General features: G+C 65.1%; 10 protein-coding genes. 6 read left to right on the plus strand and 4 right to left on the minus strand.

Annotated features, from left to right (window positions below; all coding sequences use genetic code 11):
- Positions 1–169: 169 nt before the first annotated feature.
- On the plus strand, positions 170–3,439 hold the full coding sequence (locus DCO45_RS11405) for a DUF11 domain-containing protein (protein ID WP_165841182.1): 3,270 nt from the start codon (positions 170–172) through the stop codon (positions 3,437–3,439).
- A 104-nt stretch (positions 3,440–3,543) separates the two neighbouring features.
- Here DCO45_RS11405 and DCO45_RS11410 read toward each other — a convergent pair whose 3' ends face one another.
- The 4 genes from DCO45_RS11410 to DCO45_RS11425 form a co-directional block, all read right to left on the minus strand.
- Positions 3,544–3,990, minus strand: coding sequence for a GatB/YqeY domain-containing protein (locus DCO45_RS11410; RefSeq protein WP_021027649.1), 447 nt, complete (start codon positions 3,988–3,990; stop codon positions 3,544–3,546).
- A 151-nt stretch (positions 3,991–4,141) separates the two neighbouring features.
- The gene (gene rpsU, locus DCO45_RS11415; RefSeq protein ID WP_007833691.1) at positions 4,142–4,354 is read right to left on the minus strand and encodes a 30S ribosomal protein S21; all 213 of its coding nucleotides are present in this window, start codon (positions 4,352–4,354) and stop codon (positions 4,142–4,144) included.
- 228 nt (positions 4,355–4,582) lie between these two features.
- A complete protein-coding gene (locus tag DCO45_RS11420; protein ID WP_116925937.1) occupies positions 4,583–5,830 on the minus strand; it encodes an NAD(P)/FAD-dependent oxidoreductase in 1,248 nt (415 codons plus the stop codon).
- A 76-nt stretch (positions 5,831–5,906) separates the two neighbouring features.
- On the minus strand, positions 5,907–6,785 hold the full coding sequence (locus tag DCO45_RS11425; RefSeq protein ID WP_116925938.1) for a DUF3626 domain-containing protein: 879 nt from the start codon (positions 6,783–6,785) through the stop codon (positions 5,907–5,909).
- 156 nt (positions 6,786–6,941) lie between these two features.
- On the opposite strand from DCO45_RS11425, the gene tenA reads away from it, so the two are divergent.
- The 5 genes from tenA (at position 6,942) to DCO45_RS11450 (ending at position 16,798) form a co-directional block, all read left to right on the plus strand.
- Positions 6,942–7,607: a thiaminase II gene (gene tenA / locus DCO45_RS11430; protein WP_116925939.1), complete on the plus strand. Its 666-nt coding sequence runs from the start codon at positions 6,942–6,944 to the stop codon at positions 7,605–7,607.
- A 238-nt stretch (positions 7,608–7,845) separates the two neighbouring features.
- Positions 7,846–8,085: a hypothetical protein gene (locus DCO45_RS11435; RefSeq protein WP_116925940.1), complete on the plus strand. Its 240-nt coding sequence runs from the start codon at positions 7,846–7,848 to the stop codon at positions 8,083–8,085.
- A gap of 733 nt (positions 8,086–8,818) precedes the next feature.
- Positions 8,819–10,486 (plus strand): MdtA/MuxA family multidrug efflux RND transporter periplasmic adaptor subunit, encoded by a 1,668-nt coding sequence (locus DCO45_RS11440; RefSeq protein WP_116925941.1) that lies wholly within the window; start codon positions 8,819–8,821, stop codon positions 10,484–10,486.
- A 13-nt stretch (positions 10,487–10,499) separates the two neighbouring features.
- A complete protein-coding gene (locus DCO45_RS11445; RefSeq protein WP_116925942.1) occupies positions 10,500–13,610 on the plus strand; it encodes an efflux RND transporter permease subunit in 3,111 nt (1,036 codons plus the stop codon).
- Positions 13,607–16,798: an efflux RND transporter permease subunit gene (locus DCO45_RS11450; RefSeq protein ID WP_116925943.1), complete on the plus strand. Its 3,192-nt coding sequence runs from the start codon at positions 13,607–13,609 to the stop codon at positions 16,796–16,798. The genes DCO45_RS11445 and DCO45_RS11450 overlap by 4 nt, the downstream gene beginning before the upstream one ends.
- Position 16,799 lies beyond the last annotated feature (1 nt).

Consider the following 16,799-nt stretch of genomic DNA (forward strand, 5'->3'; position numbering starts at 1 on the left):
TGCTGCACAGGCTTCAGGGTCTTGGCATTTCGGTGTCGGTGTTTTCAACAAGAACGGTCAAGGTGTGATGGGTTCAGTGAATAGGTGGGCGCAGGGTGCGCGGCGGATGCATGGCTTGCTGGGGCTTTGCTTGGCGTTGGGGCAGGGCGTGGCACATGCGGCAGACAATGTGACTGCTGTCTGGGGTAGCTTCAACGGCAACCGCTGGACGGCCAGTACCAGCAACGCCGCCACGGCGCCTGCAGCCAATGGGAACAACGATCTGCTGGCGTTCACGGCCGGGGGCGTGCGCTACTCGACCGGGGTCAATGATGCGGTGCTGACCGGGGCTTTTGAGCCGGCGGTCTTCCAGGGCTTTACGCCCAACGCCAGCTCGCTCCCGGCTACGGGTGGTCTCAATGCCATCGCCCAGAGCGCCAGCTACGACATCTCCAAGACCCGGGCCTCCTACCTGTCTGATGGCGTGCATGGGCTCGATCTCAGCACGGCCTTGTTCAATATCCCGGCGAGCTCGCTGCGCTTCAGTGCGAGCGTGGGCAATCCCGAGTCCACGACGGATGATGTGCCCGATGTGCTGGTCACCCAGGTCGGTCAGCCATCGAGCAAGACCGACACCTTTTATTTCATCGACGACACGGGCGCGGTCGTGGGGAACAGCGTCAGCATCGCGCTCAGCAGCGTGCCGGTCGTCGCCCGGCAGAACTGGCAGTTCTGGAACCCCAACCACACCAAGTCCTCGGTCGGTGATGGCAGCCGTGATCTGCGCATACGTGCTTACTATTTCGCCGACTTTGGCATCACGCCGCAGAACATGGGCCGGGTGGCTGGCTTTGTGCAGGCCTTGAGCGGCGACTCCGACATTGCCTTTGTTGCCTACAACCAGGAGGCCGTGAGCACCCCGGCGGCCTTGAGCGTGCAAAAGACCAATGCGGCCGCAGCCGTGACCGCAGGCGGCCGCACGGTCTACACCGTGACGATCAGCAATACCGGCGGCTCGCTGGCCAGCGATGTCTCCTGGCAGGATCTGCCCCGAGGCCTGCGCGTGCTGGGTATTGAGGCCGGTGCCGTGGGCGCGGGCAGCGATGCCGGTGTCTGCAATAGCAGTGGCTGCACGGGCCTGCGCCTGGCGCCGGGTGCATCGATCACGTACCGCGTGGAGGCGGAGGTGACCGGCTTGGTGGGTACGATGGCATCGAACACCGCCGTTGTGAACGGCGCCAACTGCAGCAACGGCAGTCCCGCCAGTTGCAGCAGCAGCGATGCGGATCTGATCGTGGCCGCCGACTCGGTCAGTGTGGTCAAGACCAATGGGGCGGACCGCCTGACCGTGGGCGCCGAGACCACCTACAGCGTGACCCTGAGCAACAGCGCTGCGACCACGTTCTCGGGCCTGAGCTGGAGCGATGTGCCCAGCGGCCTGGCGGTCAGTGGCATCCGCGCGGGCAGCGTGGGGGCCGGTAGTGTGGCGGGAACCTGCAGCACCACGGGCTGCACCGGCATCACCTTGGCTGCGGGCCAATCCATCGTCTACATCGTCAGCGCAAAAGTGAATGCTGCCATAGCCGCAGGCGCCTCGGTCAGCAACAAGGCCGTCGTGCAAGGCGGCACCTGCACCAGCGAGCGGGTGAGCGGCTGCGCCAGCACCGATACCGACCAGGTGGTGACGGCGGCCAATATGCAGATCAGCAAGAGCAATGGCGTAGATGTACTGGCCCAGGGTGCCAGCACGGTCTACCAGGTGGTTGTGCGCAACACCGGCGGCAGTGCAGCTGCGGGCCTGCGTTGGGCAGAGAGCCCGGTGGGCCTCAATATTGAGCGCGTCAGCGCCACGACGGTGGGCGCCAACAGCGAGGCCGGCCTATGCACCGTCAGTGGTTGCTCGGATATCGCCGTTGCGGCTGGCGAATCGATTGTCTATGCGGTGCAGGCAACCGTCACCGGCGAGGTGGGTGTGGACAGCGCTCGCAATGCGGTGACCTTGAGTGGCGCGACCTGCAGCGGCGGCAACAGCTGCAGCGCCGAGGACCGCGATGCCATCGTGCTGCCAGCCGCTGTCAGCATCCACAAGAGCAATGGTGTCGATACGCTGACCGAAGGCGCCAGCAGCAGCTATACCGTCACCATTACCAACAGCGGTGGCATGCCCGCTGCCGGCCTCGCCTGGCTGGACAGCCCCCAAGGCATGGAGATTGAGGCCATCACGCCGCTGGCGGCCGCAGCGCCCAGTGATGCCGGCAGCTGCAGCCTGCAGGCACCGATGGGCTGCAACGGCATCACGGTTGCCGCCAACGCCAGCGTCAGCTACCAGGTGCGGGCGCGGGTCACGGCGCTGGTGGAGGGCCGTGCCGATGCCACGGTCAGCAATACGGCCACGCTGACGGGGGCGAACTGCACGGCAGCATCCCCCTGCACAGTGACGGATACCGACTCTCTGCGCAGCCCCGTGCATCTGACGCTGAGCAAGACGGCCGCGGCAACGGTGGAAGCGGGCCAGGCGCTGGACTACCAGTTCCGCATTGGCAACAGCGGCCAGACGGCCGTTGCCGCCGGGCAAACGCTGGTGGTCGCTGAGGCCCTGCCCGATGGCATGCGCCTGACGGGTGCCTCGCCCGGTGCCGGTGTGGCATCGGCGGTCTGTAGTGGCGAGCCGCTGGAGTGCGAGCTGGTGCTGGATGCCGCGCTGGAGCAAGGCGGCCATGTTGCCTTTGGCTTGCATGCCATCGCGCCAGCGCAGGCCGGCAGCATCACCAACCATGCCGCCATCGATCCGCTGGGGGGCAGCGAGCCGCCTGTGCCGGGCGCTGCCTGCCTGCCTGCCGACAGCTGTGCCCAGGCGCGCACTGATGTGCTGGCCCCCGCCCATATCACCGTGCTCAAAAGCAATGGCGTGAGCCAGGTGCTGGAAGGCAGCAGCACGCGCTATGTGGTGACGCTGAGCAATGAAGGCGGCATGCCCGTAGAGCTGCAATGGGACGATGTGCCCAGCGGCATGGTGGTGACCGAGATTGTTGCGACCGAGGTTGGGGGCCACAGCGCCGCAGGTGTCTGCAGCCCATCGGGTTGCACCGGCGTGACGCTGGCAGGCGGCGAAACCGTGCGCTATGCGGTACTGGCCCGGATCACGGCCACGGCACCTGCGCATGTTCGCAATCTGGCCCGGGTGAGCGATGCGGCCCAGTGCAGCAGCAGCGCGCCTTGCAGCAGTGAGGACGAGGATGAGGTCTACAGCAACACCATCGATGTGGACCCACCTGCGCCCGATCCCACGCCTGACCCGACTCCAGACCCTGACCCCACTCCGGATCCAGACCCGACACCGTTGCCCGCGCCGGTGGCGGTACCTACGGTATCGCTGGCGGGTCAGCTGCTGATGTCGCTGCTGCTGGGCGGGGCCGCTGCGCTGGGCCTGCGCCGCATGCGCCAGCGCTGCCTCCACTGAGCGGCAAAGCGCCCACAAAAAAACCATTGCCGCTCGGTGCTGCAGTGGTTTTTTTGATGTTTGTCTTCCGGGCAGCCCCGTACCCGGGGCCTGCCTCCCGGCGATCAGGGGGCCAGTGCAGCCTTCACGGCGGCAGAGACCTGGCCCATGTCCGCCTTGCCCGCCAGCTGGGTCTTGACGGCGCCCATGACCTTGCCCATGTCGCCAGGGCCCGAGGCGCCCAGTTCCGCCACGATGGCCTGGACCGCAGCGGTCACTTCTTCGGCGGACATGCGCTCTGGCAGGTAGGCCTTGATGACCTCGATTTCCGACTTTTCCTTGTCGGCCAGGTCCTGGCGGCCGGCAGTTTCAAATGCCGCGATGCTGTCCTTGCGCTGCTTGATCATCTTGTCGACGATGGCGATCACCATCGCGTCATCGAGCTCGACGCGCTCATCGACTTCCTTCTGCTTCATCGCAGCTTGCAGCAAGCGGATGGTGCCCAGGCGTTCGGTGTCCTTGGCGCGCATCGCGTTCTTCATGTCTTCGGTGATTTGTGCTTTCAAGCTCATAATAGGCTCCTGTTGGCAGGCCGTCGACGCAAGCAGCGGTCTGCCTGAAAAATCTGGCGATGGCCAGAAAACAAAAAACCCGCGCCTGGCGTCCCGAGCGCGGGTGGTGTCACAGCCTGGGCAAATTGCGTCAGGCCTGTGAGAGCTGCGATCAGTACAGCTTCTTGGGCAGTTGCATGCTGCGAACGCGCTTGTAGTGGCGCTTGACGGCAGCAGCCTTCTTGCGCTTGCGCTCAGCAGTTGGCTTTTCGTAGAACTCGCGAGCGCGCAGGTCGGTCAGCAGGCCCAGTTTTTCGATGGTGCGCTTGAAGCGGCGCAGCGCAACGTCAAAGGGTTCGTTTTCTTTTACACGGATAGTCGTCATTAGCTAATGTTTCCATTGGTGCCAACAGCGGGTTTTGGGGAAGATCGCGCCCCAAAGCCTTGAATGGCGGTTTTGCCCTGTCATATTGACTAGTATTGGCAGACAGGGCTTTGCCAGCAAAGAGGGGAGATTATATCCGGCTTTTGATCCAAAAGCAAGAGGGTCGCGGTTTGCAAGCGGGGAGCCAGACCTGCGCTGTTGCTCTCCTGCATCTTGCCTTGCCTGCTGTTATTGGCTTTCTGCCATGCCCGCTGCGCAGGCGGCCGCACTGGCCCAGGCCCATTGAAAGTTGTAGCCGCCCAGCCAGCCGGTGATATCCACCACCTCGCCAATGCAGTAGAGGCCCGGCACCTTCTTGGCCTCCATCGTTTGCTGCGACAGCTCGCGCGTGTCCACACCGCCCACGGTGACCTCGGCCTTTCTATAGCCTTCGGTGCCGGTGGGGGTCAGCTCCCAGCGCGTCAGGCGCTCGGCCAGGCGCAGCAGGGCCTTGTCACTCGCCTCGGCAATCGGGCGCTGCCATTCGGCATCCTGCGCCACCCAGGCATCGGCCAGGCGCGCGGGCACCAGGCTGGCCAGCGCATTGGCAATCAGCTTGCGCGAGCGCTGCTTGGCCGACAGCAGCTGCTCGGCCACATCCACCTCAGGCACCAGGTTGATGTCGATGGGTGTGCCGGGCGTCCAGTAGCTCGAGATCTGCAGGATGGCCGGCCCCGACAGGCCCCGGTGCGTGAACAGCAGGTCTTCGTTGAATGTCATGCGGTTTTTCTTGCTGCCGGTGCCAATTACCACCGGCAAGGCCAGGCCCGCCAGCTGCGCATAGGGCGCCCAGGCACTGCCATCGAAGGTCATCGGCACAAGGCCTGGCACACGCGGCACCAGTGCCAGACCAAACTGCTGGGCCAGGCGGTAGCCCAGGTCGGTGGCACCAATCTTGGGGATGGACAGGCCGCCGGTGGCAACCACCAGGTGGCGGCAGTGCACCGTGCCCTGGGCGGTGCTGACCTGAAAGCGCTGGCCTTGGGCATCGGCATCCAGCGCCGCAACGGCGTTGACAGCGCAGGGCTGCCAGTGGGTCACCTCGCCCGCGCGGCACTCGGCCAGCAGCATCGCGATGATGTCTTCGGCCGAATGGTCCGCAAACAGCTGGCCCTTGTGCTTTTCGTGGTGGGCAATGCCGTGCTTGTCGACCAGCGCGACAAATTCGGCCGGCCCAAAGCGCGACAGTGCCGAGCGGCAGAACTGCGGGTTCTGGCCGACAAAGTGCCGGTGCGGCTGGCGCACATCCAGATCGCGGTTGGTGAAGTTGCTGCGCCCGCCGCCCGAGATGCGGATCTTCTCTGCGACCTTGGCCGCATGGTCAATCAGCAGTACCTTGAGCCCGCGCTGGCCCGCCTGCGCCGCACAAAACAGGCCGGCAGCGCCTGCGCCAATGATGACGGTATCGAACAGGTGGGAGGGAGCGGGAGAAGGCATGCGGATCCGGAAGATGGCTGGGCCTCTCAATTGAGTGCCTGCGCCGACAAAAGCAGCGATTATCGGTGATGCGGCTCTAACCCGACTGCCTGCCCAGGTGGGCTATGCAATGCCAGGCCTTTTTCAGCAGTGCTGCCGGGTAGCGATGGCAGGCCTGGGCCTGGCCCAGATCGGCTGGGGTGAGCCCACCTGGCGCATGCTGCAGCATATCGGCCAGCACCTCGGCCACCTCGGCGCCCCGGTACAGGCTGGCTTGCGCCAGTTGGTCAGCCAGCAGCCGGTAGCCGGCGTGAAAGCGCAAGGGCAGACCGGAAGTCTGCACGGCTTGCGCCAGCGGCGTATTGCGGTAGCAGGGGTCGAGCCAGATGGCCGCCACATCGCGCGCCAGCACCAGGCCGCCATGCAGCTGGGCCTCGACATAGTGGTCCAGCGGGTCGGCCAGTTGCAGGCATTGCAGCTGCTGCCAGTCCATCTGCTGCCACAGCCCGACATGGCGGGGCTGCCAGTAGCTGTCGGGGTCGCAAAAGCTGCTGCGCGCGGTGGCGGCGCGGTGCAGCTGCAGATACGCCGATCCAAAGCGGGGCGCGGCGCCATAACCCTGGTGGCTGGGGTGGCCCAAGGGCGCCAGATCGACGGCGCCGTACACCGGCCGCTCGGCGGGATCGGCGTGGTTGTAGGCGCCCGCAAACTGCTGGTCCTCCCACTGCCAGCGCTCGCCCTGGGGCTGGGGGCTGTAGCTGCCATTGCTGCGGCCGCTCTCAAACTGCGACAGGTAGCGGCCTTGCTGGCACAGCAGCGCCAGCAGCGGCTGGCCTTGCACGATCCAGTCGGCATGAAAGTGAACGTGAATCGAAGCGGGTGCAAGTGCGTGCTCGCGCACCGGGCCGCCACGGCGTTGCACGGCCTGCAGGGCTTGCTGCTGGGCGGCGGTCAACAAGGGCGTGGGGCTGGGCATGGGCAGGTTCGGTTGAAGGTCCAGGGACTGCAGTGGATGGATCGTAGCCGGTTCTGCGCTGCATGTATGCCCTGGCTGTTCTGGGGTTGGATACTGCCCAGCGGCCCGGCGCTGGCCGACAATCAGCGCTTATCCCCGATCTCTTGAGGAGTTTGCGTGTCGTTTTGCCAGGCCTTGTGGCAAGCCAACCAGGCGCTGTACCAGCGCACCTTGGACCATCCCTTCAACCGCGAGCTGGCGGCAGGCAGCTTGTCGGTCGAGCGCTTTCGCCATTACATGATCCAGGATGCGCATTACCTGGTGGCCTATGGCCGTGCGCTGGCCGTCGCTGCCGCCAAGGCCGACCAGGCAGAAGGCGTGGTGCAGTTTGCCAATGCCGCCAATGAGGCGGTGGCCGAGGAGCGCAAGCTGCACGATGGCTTTATGCGCGACTTCGGCATTACGCCGCAGCACTTTGCCGCCACGCCACTGACGCCGGCCTGCCACCACTACACGAGCTTTTTGCTGGCCAACAGCTGGTCGCAGAGTTACCCGGTGGCGCTGGCCGGGCTCTTGCCCTGCTTTTGGATCTATGCCGAAGTGGGGCGCGACATCCATGCCCGCTCCCAGCCGGGCAACCCCTACCAGGCCTGGGTGGATACCTACGCCAGTGAGGAGTTTCATGCGGCGGTGCGCGGCGTCATCGCCACGATCGACCGTGTGGCCGAATCCGCTGACTCGGCCACGCGCACGCGCATGGCCGAGGCCTACCGCTACAGCGCTGAGCTCGAATGGATGTTCTGGGACAGCGCCTACCAATTGGGAAGCTGGCCGACACGCTAAGCTGCGCTGAAGCCTGGTGCGCTGCCGCACGCTGCGCCGGCTGTAAAGCCCGGGCAGCGCGGGCGTAAAGTTATGCAATGCTGCATCCGGTCGCGATAGGCTGGCGGTATTCGCCTACAGGCGCCTGCCAAAAACCGCCTTACGCTTCGTGGCATTCATTGATCAGATGCGCCAACGCGCAGACCCCGAGCGAGCCCGAGGCCTACACGCACGCATCGCAACCTTAGAAGGAGTTGCCATGTTGTCTACCAACGCTGCCCACACCCATACCGCCTACCACGCCCCCGTGTATGAACCCACGGTCGATGAGCTGGCCGTGCTGAAGAAGCTGGAGCTGGGCGAACCGATCTCGGTGGAGGATGCGCTGCATGCGCATGTCTCCAAGCGTTTGCTCGAGCGCGGCTTGGTCGAGCAGCGCGATGGCCATCTCACCATTACGGCGCAGGGCCTGCAGCTGATCAAGCGCGACGATGCCTGATCCCCACCCCACCTGCGCCGAGCAGCGACACCCCAGGCAGTCCAAGCAGGCTGCCTTTTTTTTCATCATGGCACTCTTTTTGTTTTATTTTCAACGATTTGGGTGGCTTATCTACAGCTGTGCACAGAGCTTTCCACAGCATTGTGCCCACGGACTGGGGACAACGCGGTGATGCGCTGAAATAGCGGCGTTCCAGTGCCAGAAGAGGCCAGGGCCAGTAGTGCAGGCGCGTTGAAACTGCGCGAATGACGCGCCCAGGCCCCATATGCCTCAATTTTGAGCATGGTTGGCATTTGGCTTAGAAATCAGCGGCTTGCCTTGCTTATCTACAAGCTTCTTCACAGCTTTCCACAGCATTGTGCCCGTGCATTGGGGACAACGCGCGACTGCCGCGCGACGCGCAGGCCTGGGGTGATCCGCAAGCTGGTGGGGCGCTGCGCGCATGTTGGCTGGCTTGCGCTTTGCTGCGCCAGGAATGGCGATGGGCGGCTGCAGGCAGCGAAGCAACCGCACCGCAAAAAACCTGCGCGTCCAACAGCCTTGCCAACGGCGTGCTGCCACGGAATCTCAGTAGACTCGGGGCTGGCGGCGGTGGCGTTTACTTATCTTCGCAGTCGGTACAGGGCAGGTGCAACATGGCTGCACTAGGATGCGGTCATTCTTTACATGCAGGTGCCGATGGTGGAGCTTTGCCCCAGGCCGCTGCTGTAACTCACCTCTACCGATTGCTGCCATGGACCATAACTCCAATAATTCCACCCGTCCCACCCCAACCCCCGGCGCGGCAGACGCCGGGCTGAAACCCGGTGCTGCAGCAGCACCCAAGCGCCGCAGCCGCTGGCTGGGCTCGACGATCGCCATCGTGCTGGTGGCGGGGCTGGCAGGTGGGGCCTGGTACCTGGTGCAAATCAAGAAGAACCCGAGCGGCATGGCAGCGGGCGCGCCCGGCATGGGCGGCCCACCGGGCGCAGGCGGCCCTCCTGGCATGGGCCCTGGCGCGATGCGCGCGATGGCCGTCACCGTGGGCAGCGCGGCGGCCAAGCGCCAAACGCTGCCCGTCACCCTGACGGCGATGGGCACGGTGGTGCCCACCACCACGGTGACCCTGACCACCCAGGTCTCGGGCATTCTGCGCGATGTGCTGTTCACCGAAGGCCAGATGGTCAAGAAGGGCCAGAAGCTCGCCCAGATTGATCCGCGCCCATTTGAGCAAGCGCTGCAGCAGGCCAAGGGCCAGTTGGCACGCGACCAGGCGCAGCTCGATGCCGCGCGCGTGACGCTCAAGCGCTACCAGACCTTGTGGGACCAGGATTCGATTGCCCGCCAGGACCTGGACACGCAGGCCGCGCTGGCCAAGCAGCTCGAAGGCACGGTGCTCACCGACCAGGCCCAGGTGCAGACCGCCCAGCTCAATCTGGGTTATGCCAGCATTACCTCACCCATCGATGGCCGCATCGGTCTGCGCACGATGGATGCGGGAAACTACATCAGCGCGGGCGGCACCACCGGCATCGCCGTCATCACCAAGATTGCGCCGATCGATGTGAGCTTTACCGTGCCGCAAGACCATATCCCCGCGGTGCTGGGCGCGCAAAAGACCGATGCCCGGCTACCGGTGGCAGCGCTGGACCGCGCGGGCAACAAGACCTTGGCCCAGGGCGTATTCCTGACCTTGGACAACCTGGTCGATACCGCCACGGGCACCGTCAAGGCCAAGGCCCGGTTCGACAACAGCGACGGCTCGCTCTTTCCCAACCAGTTTGTCAACACCCGCCTGACCTTGAAGGACGAGAGCGCGCTGGTGGTGCCGGTCACCGCCATCCGCACCGGCGGCAATGGCGATTTTGTCTATGTGATCAATGCGGACCGCACCGTGACCCAGCGCACCGTCATCCGGGGCATGAGCACGGTCGAATGGGTGGCCATCAACTCCGGCCTCAAGGAAGGCGAGTTGGTAGTGACCGAGGGCGCCGACCGCTTGAAGGATGGCGCAGTGGTCGCCCTGCAAGGCGACACCCCCACGCAGGCCCATGGCGCCAGCAGTGGCCGGCGCGGCCCCCGTGAGGGCGGTGGGCGCGAGGGCGGCGGGCGCCGCGGCGCTAACGGTGGCCCCGCATCGGGCGCACCCGGTGCGGCAGGTAATGGTGTGGCTGCGGGCACTGGTGGCGGCGGCGCTGCCGTCGAGCCCAATGCCGGCCAGCCCAGCGCCGCAGCCCCTGCGGTGAACCCGGACCAGGCTGCCGGTGGCGCCAGTGGTTCAGGTGGCGCCAGCGGTTCAGGTGGATCAACCCCTTCCACGCCATCCGGCCAGACCGCACCGGCGATCAAACCGGAGGATGTGCCCAAGGGCATGGCGCCAGCGGCCACCACCGTGCAACCCGCCCAGCGCGCCAACCCATAAGGCGGGCTGAGCGATGAGTCCTTCCCGTCCCTTTATCCAGCGGCCGGTAGCGACGGCCTTGCTGATGCTCGCCATCGTGCTGACCGGTCTGGTGGGCTTTCGGCTGCTGCCGCTGTCGGCGCTGCCCGAGGTGGATTACCCGACGATCCAGGTGCAGACCCTGTACCCGGGGGCCAGCCCCGAGGTGATGAGCCGCACGGTGAGTGCGCCGCTCGAGCGCCAGCTCGGCCAGATGTCCGGCCTGGACCGCATGGCATCGACCAGCGCAGCGGGCGTGTCCATCGTGACCTTGCAGTTCCAGCTGGGCTTGTCGCTGGATGTGGCCGAGCAAGAAGTGCAGGCGGCCATCAACGCCAGCAGCGCGCTGCTGCCGGCCGACCTGCCCGCGCCCCCGATTTATGCCAAGGTCAATCCGGCCGACACGCCGGTGATGAGCCTGGCCATCACCTCCAAGGAGCTGCCGCTCACCGAGGTGCAGAACATCGTCAATACGCGCCTGGCGCAGAAGATCAGCCAGGTCACCGGCGTGGGGCTGGTCAGCCTGGAGGGCGGGCAAAAGCCTGCGATGCGCATCCAGGCCAACACCCAGGCGCTGGCGGCCAATGGCATCACCCTGAGCAGCCTGCGCACTGCCATCAGCAATGCCAATTCCAACACCGCCAAAGGCAGTTTTGATGGCCCCAAGCGCTCGTACTCGATCAACAGCAACGACCAGCTGCTGACCGCTGCCGACTACATGAACCTGGTGGTGTCCTGGAAGGACGGCGCCCCGGTGATGATGAAGGATGTGGCGCGCGTGGTGGCGAGCGCCGAGAACGACCGGCTCGCCGCCTGGGTCGATGAGACACCCGCGATCATCTTGAACGTGCAGCGCCAGCCCGGCGCCAATGTGATTGCGACGGTGGACGCGATCAAGCAGCGCCTGCCCGAGCTCACCGCCTCCTTGCCCGCCTCGGTCGAGGTCAAGGTGCTTACCGACCGCACCACCGGCATCCGCGCCTCGGTCGAGCATGTGCAGATGGAGCTGGCGCTGGCCGTGGTGATGGTGGTGCTGGTGATCTTCTTTTTCCTGCACAGCCTGCGCGCCACGGTGATTGCGAGCCTGGCCGTGCCCATCTCGCTGATCGGCAGCTGCGGGGCCATGTACCTGCTGGGCTACAGCCTGAACAACCTGAGCCTGATGGCGCTGACCATTGCCACCGGCTTTGTCGTCGACGATGCAATCGTGATGATCGAGAACATTGCGCGCTACATCGAGGAGGGCGAGACGCCGATGGCCGCTGCCTTGAAGGGCGCCGCGCAAATCGGCTTTACCATCATCTCGCTGACCGTGTCGCTGATCGCGGTGCTGATTCCGTTGCTCTTCATGGGCGACATCGTCGGGCGTCTGTTCCGCGAATTTGCGGTGACCCTGGCGATCACCATCCTAATCTCGGCAGTGGTCTCGCTCACCTTGGTGCCGATGATGTCGGCGCGCTGGCTCAAGCAAGAGGACACCAGCGCGCACACGCGCGGCTGGGCCAGCTCGGTGCAGCGCGGTTTCGACAAGGTGATCCACCACTACGACCGGGGGCTGCACTGGGTGTTTCGCCACCAGGCGCTGACCCTGGTCGTGGCCGTGGCCACCGTGGTGCTGACGGGCCTGCTCTACCTGGCCATCCCCAAGGGCCTGTTCCCGACGCAGGACACCGGCCAGCTGCAGGCGCAGATCGAGGCGGCGCAAGAAGTGTCCTTTGCCCGCATGAGCAACCTGCAGCGGCAGGCCGTGAGCGCCATCCTGCAGGACAAGGATGTCGCCTCGGTCAGCTCGGTGGTGGGCGTGGATGCGGCCAACAACACCATGCTCAACACCGGCAGCCTGTCGATCAACCTGACCCGGCCGCATGATGCGCAGGATGAGGTGATGCAGCGCCTGCGCGAGCGGGTGAGCCAGGTGGCGGGGGTGCGCATTTTTCTGCAGCCCTCGCAGGACCTGACCATCGACTCGCAAACCGGCCCTACCGAATACCGCCTGTCGATCGGCGGCGTGAACACCGACCAGGTCAATGACTGGACGCAAAAGCTCGTCAGCCAGCTGCAGAATGTGGCCCAGGTGCGCAATGCCACGAGCGACGCCGGGCGCAAGGGCCTGTCGGCCTATGTGAATGTGGACCGCGATACCGCATCGCGCCTGGGCATCAGCGCCAGCAGCATCGATGACAGCCTCTACAGCGCCTTTGGCCAGCGCATTGTCTCGACGATCTTCACGGAGACCAACCAGTACCGGGTGATTCTGGAGGCGCAGCAGGAGCAGCTCAACAGCGTGCAGACCCTGGGCAACCTGGCCATCAATGCCAGCAGCACGGGCGCTACGCCGCTGTCGGCGATTGCCAAGATCGAGGAGCAGATGGCGCCGCTGCAGGTGACCCGCGTGTCGCAGTACCCGGCCGCCACCCTGGGCTTTGACACGGCGCCTGGCGTGTCGCTGGGCCATGCGGTCGATGCCATCAAGCAGGCGGCCAAGGACATCGGCATGCCCGCGTCGCTGACCATGGAGTTCCTGGGCGCAGCGGCGGCCTACCAGAACTCGCTCACCAGCCAGCTGGTCTTGATTTTGGCGGCGCTGGTCTGCGTCTACATCGTGCTGGGCGTGCTGTACGAGAGCTATGTGCACCCGCTCACCATTCTCTCGACCCTGCCATCGGCCGGCGTGGGCGCCTTGCTGGCGCTGATGATCAGCGGCAACGACCTGGGCGTGATCGGCATCATCGGCATCATCTTGCTGATCGGCATCGTCAAGAAGAACGCGATCATGATGATCGACTTTGCGATCGATGCCGAGCGCAACCAGGGCATGGCACCGCAAGAGGCCATCCACCAGGCCGCGCTGCTGCGCTTTCGGCCCATCTTGATGACGACCTTGGCCGCCTTGTTTGCCGCGCTGCCGCTGATGTTTGGCTGGGGCGAGGGCGCCGAGCTGCGCCGCCCGCTGGGCCTGGCCATTTTTGGCGGGCTGATGCTCAGCCAGTTGCTGACCTTGTTCACCACGCCGGTGATCTACCTGGTGTTTGACCGCCTGGGTGCCCGCTTTGGCCGCCGCCAAGCCGGTACTGCGGATGGAAGCCATTCCGAGGTGCAGGCATGAACCTGTCCCAGCCCTTTGTCAAACGCCCGGTCGCAACGGTCCTGCTGACCATTGGCATGGCATTGGCGGGTATTGCCGCGTTCTTTGCGCTGCCGGTGGCACCGCTGCCGCAGGTGGACTACCCGGTGATCTCGGTCACGGCCAGCCTCTCGGGCGCGAGCCCAGAGAACATGGCCTCGAGCGTGGCCACGCCGCTGGAGCGCCACCTGGGCGTGATTGCCGGTGTCAACGAGATGACCTCGCGCAGCTCGACCGGCTCGGCCAATGTGACCTTGCAGTTTGACCTCAACCGCGACATCAATGGCGCCGCGCGCGAGGTGCAGGCGGCCATCAATGCAGCGCGCACCGATCTGCCTTCTGACCTGCGCAGCAACCCCACCTACCGCAAGATGAACCCGTCGGATTCGCCGATCATCATCTTGGCGATGACCTCGCCCACGCGCACCCCCGGCGAGCTGTATGACGAAGTCTCCAACGTGGTGAGCCAGCGCATCTCGCAGGTCGATGGTGTGGGCGATGTGGAAATCGGCGGCGGCTCCTTGCCGGCGGTGCGGGTCGAGCTCTTGCCCCAGGCGCTGAGCCACTACGGCATTGCGACCGAGGATGTGCGCGCCGCCATCCAGGCGGCCAATGCCAACCGGCCCAAGGGCGCCATCGAGAGTGGCGGCAACCGCCTGCAGATCTACACCCCCGCGCCCGAGCGCAAGGCCAGCTGGTACCAGGGCCTGGTGGTGGGCTGGCGCGACAATGCGGCCGTCCGCCTAGGCGATGTGGCGCGCGTCATCGACGGGCCGGCCAATGTCTACACGATGGGGCTGTTCAACGGCCAGCCCGCCATCCTGGTGCTGATCACGCGCCAGCCCGGCGCCAACATCATCAATACCGTGGACAACGTGCGCAAGCTCCTGCCCGAGCTGCAGGCCCAGCTGCCCAAGGATGTGAAGATCCAGGTGGCAAGCGACAGCACCAACTCGATCCGCTCGTCGCTGCGCGAGATCGAGACCACCTTGATGGTGTCGGTGATCCTGGTGGTGCTGGTGGTGGGCGCCTTTATCCGCAAGGCGCGCGCCACGGTGATTCCGGCGGTGGCCACCGTGGTGTCGCTGCTGGGCACCTTTGGCGTGATGTACCTGCTGGGCTATAGCCTGAACAACTTGAGCCTGATGGCGCTGACGGTCGCCACCGGTTTTGTCGTCGATGATGCGATTGTGGTGCTGGAGAACACCAGCCGCCATATCGAGCAGGGCATGGACAAGATGGCCGCCGCGCTGCAGGGCGCGCGCGAGGTGGGCTTTACCGTGCTGTCGATCAGCCTGTCCCTGGTGGCGGTGTTCATTCCGCTGCTGTTCATGGAAGGGCAGATCGGCCGTTTGTTCAAGGAGTTCGCCGTGACCTTGTCGGTCGCGGTGATGATCTCGCTGGTCATCTCGCTGACCACCACGCCGATGATGTGCGCCTGGTTTCTGCGCAATGAGGATGCGATTGAGACGGCGCCGCGCGGCCGCTTTGCCCGCGCGCTGGAAAGCGGCTATGACTGGATGTTGCGCGTTTATGAGCGCTGCCTGGATTGGGCCTTGCATGCCAAGGCCGTGGTGATGCTGATCCTGGTGATCGTCATCGGCATGAATGGCTATTTGTTCATGCATGTGCAAAAGGGCTTTTTCCCGCAGCAGGACAATGGCCAGCTCGCCGGCGGCCTGCGCGCAGACCAGAGCATCTCGTCGACCGCGATGGCCGGCAAGCTCAAGGAGGCACTGGCCATCATCCAGCAGGACCCGGCCATCGACACGGTGGTGGGCTTTGCCGGCGGCAGCCGCTCGGGCGGCGGCTTTGTGTTCATCAACCTCAAGCCGGTGAGCGAGCGCGATGTGACCAGCCTGCAGGTGGTCGCGCGCCTGCGGCCGCAGCTGTCGCAGATCACCGGTCTGCGCGTGTTTCTGAACCCGGTGCAGGATTTGCGCATGGGGGGGCGCTCGTCGAACTCGACCTACCAGTACACCCTCAAGAGCGACAACACCGCCGACATGAAGAAATGGGCCACGCGCCTGGCCGAGCGGCTCAAGCAAGAGCCCTTGCTGCAGGACGTGGACACCGACCAGTCCGACAGCGGCGTGGAAGTCTATGTCGAGGTGGACAAGCAGGCTGCAGCACGCCTGGGGGTGAATGCCAAGTCCATCAACAATGCGCTCTACAACGCCTTTGGTCAGCGCTCGGTGGCCACCATCTACAGCGATCTGAACCAGTACTCGGTGATCATGGAGTGGGCGCCCGAATACACGCGTGGGCCGCCGGCGCTGCAGGATATCTATGTGCCATCGAACCTGAGCGGCACCGAGGGCACCGCGGCCAACCCGGCGCTGCGCAGTGCATCGACCGGCAGCGTGATCAGCACCAGCGTGGCCACCATGGTGCCGCTGTCGAGCTTTGCCAAGGTGCTTGAGCGCCCTGCGCCCACCAGTGTGAACCACCAGGATGGTGAGCTGTCGACGACGATATCGTTCAACCTGGACGCAGGCGTGGCGCTGAGCGAAGCCCAGCAGGTGATTGCCCAGGCCGAGGCCGATATCGCCATGCCGATCAATGTGCGCGGCAGCTTCCAGGGCACGGCGCTGAGCTTTCAGAAATCGCAGAACCAGCAGCTCTACCTGATCCTGGCTGCGATTGTCGTGATCTACATCGTGCTGGGCATGCTCTATGAAAGCCTGGTGCACCCGATCACCGTATTGTCCACGCTGCCATCGGCGGGGGTGGGCGCGGTGATTGCGCTGATGCTGTTTGACATGCAGTTCACGGTGATTGCGCTCATCGGGGTGTTCTTGCTCATTGGCATCGTGAAGAAAAACGCCATCCTGATCATCGACTTTGCGCTGGAGGCCGAGCGATCGCGGGGCCTGTCCGCGATCGATGCGGTGCGCGAGGCCTGCCTGCTGCGTTTTCGCCCCATCCTGATGACCACCTTGGCCGCCGCGCTGGGTGCCTTGCCACTGGCCATTGGCTTTGGCCAGGGCTCGGAGCTGCGCCAGCCGCTGGGCATCGCCATCATTGGCGGCCTGCTGGCCAGCCAATTGCTGACCCTGGTCACCACCCCCGTGGTCTATGTGCTGCTGGACAAGCTGCGCCGCCGCGCGCCCAACGAGCGTGACCTGGGCCGTGCCTCGAGTGACGGCATGCCTACCCTGGAACACTGAT

The sequence above is a fragment of the Comamonas sp. JNW genome (assembly GCF_003105075.1).
Taxonomy (GTDB): Bacteria; Pseudomonadota; Gammaproteobacteria; order Burkholderiales; family Burkholderiaceae_C; genus Comamonas; species Comamonas squillarum.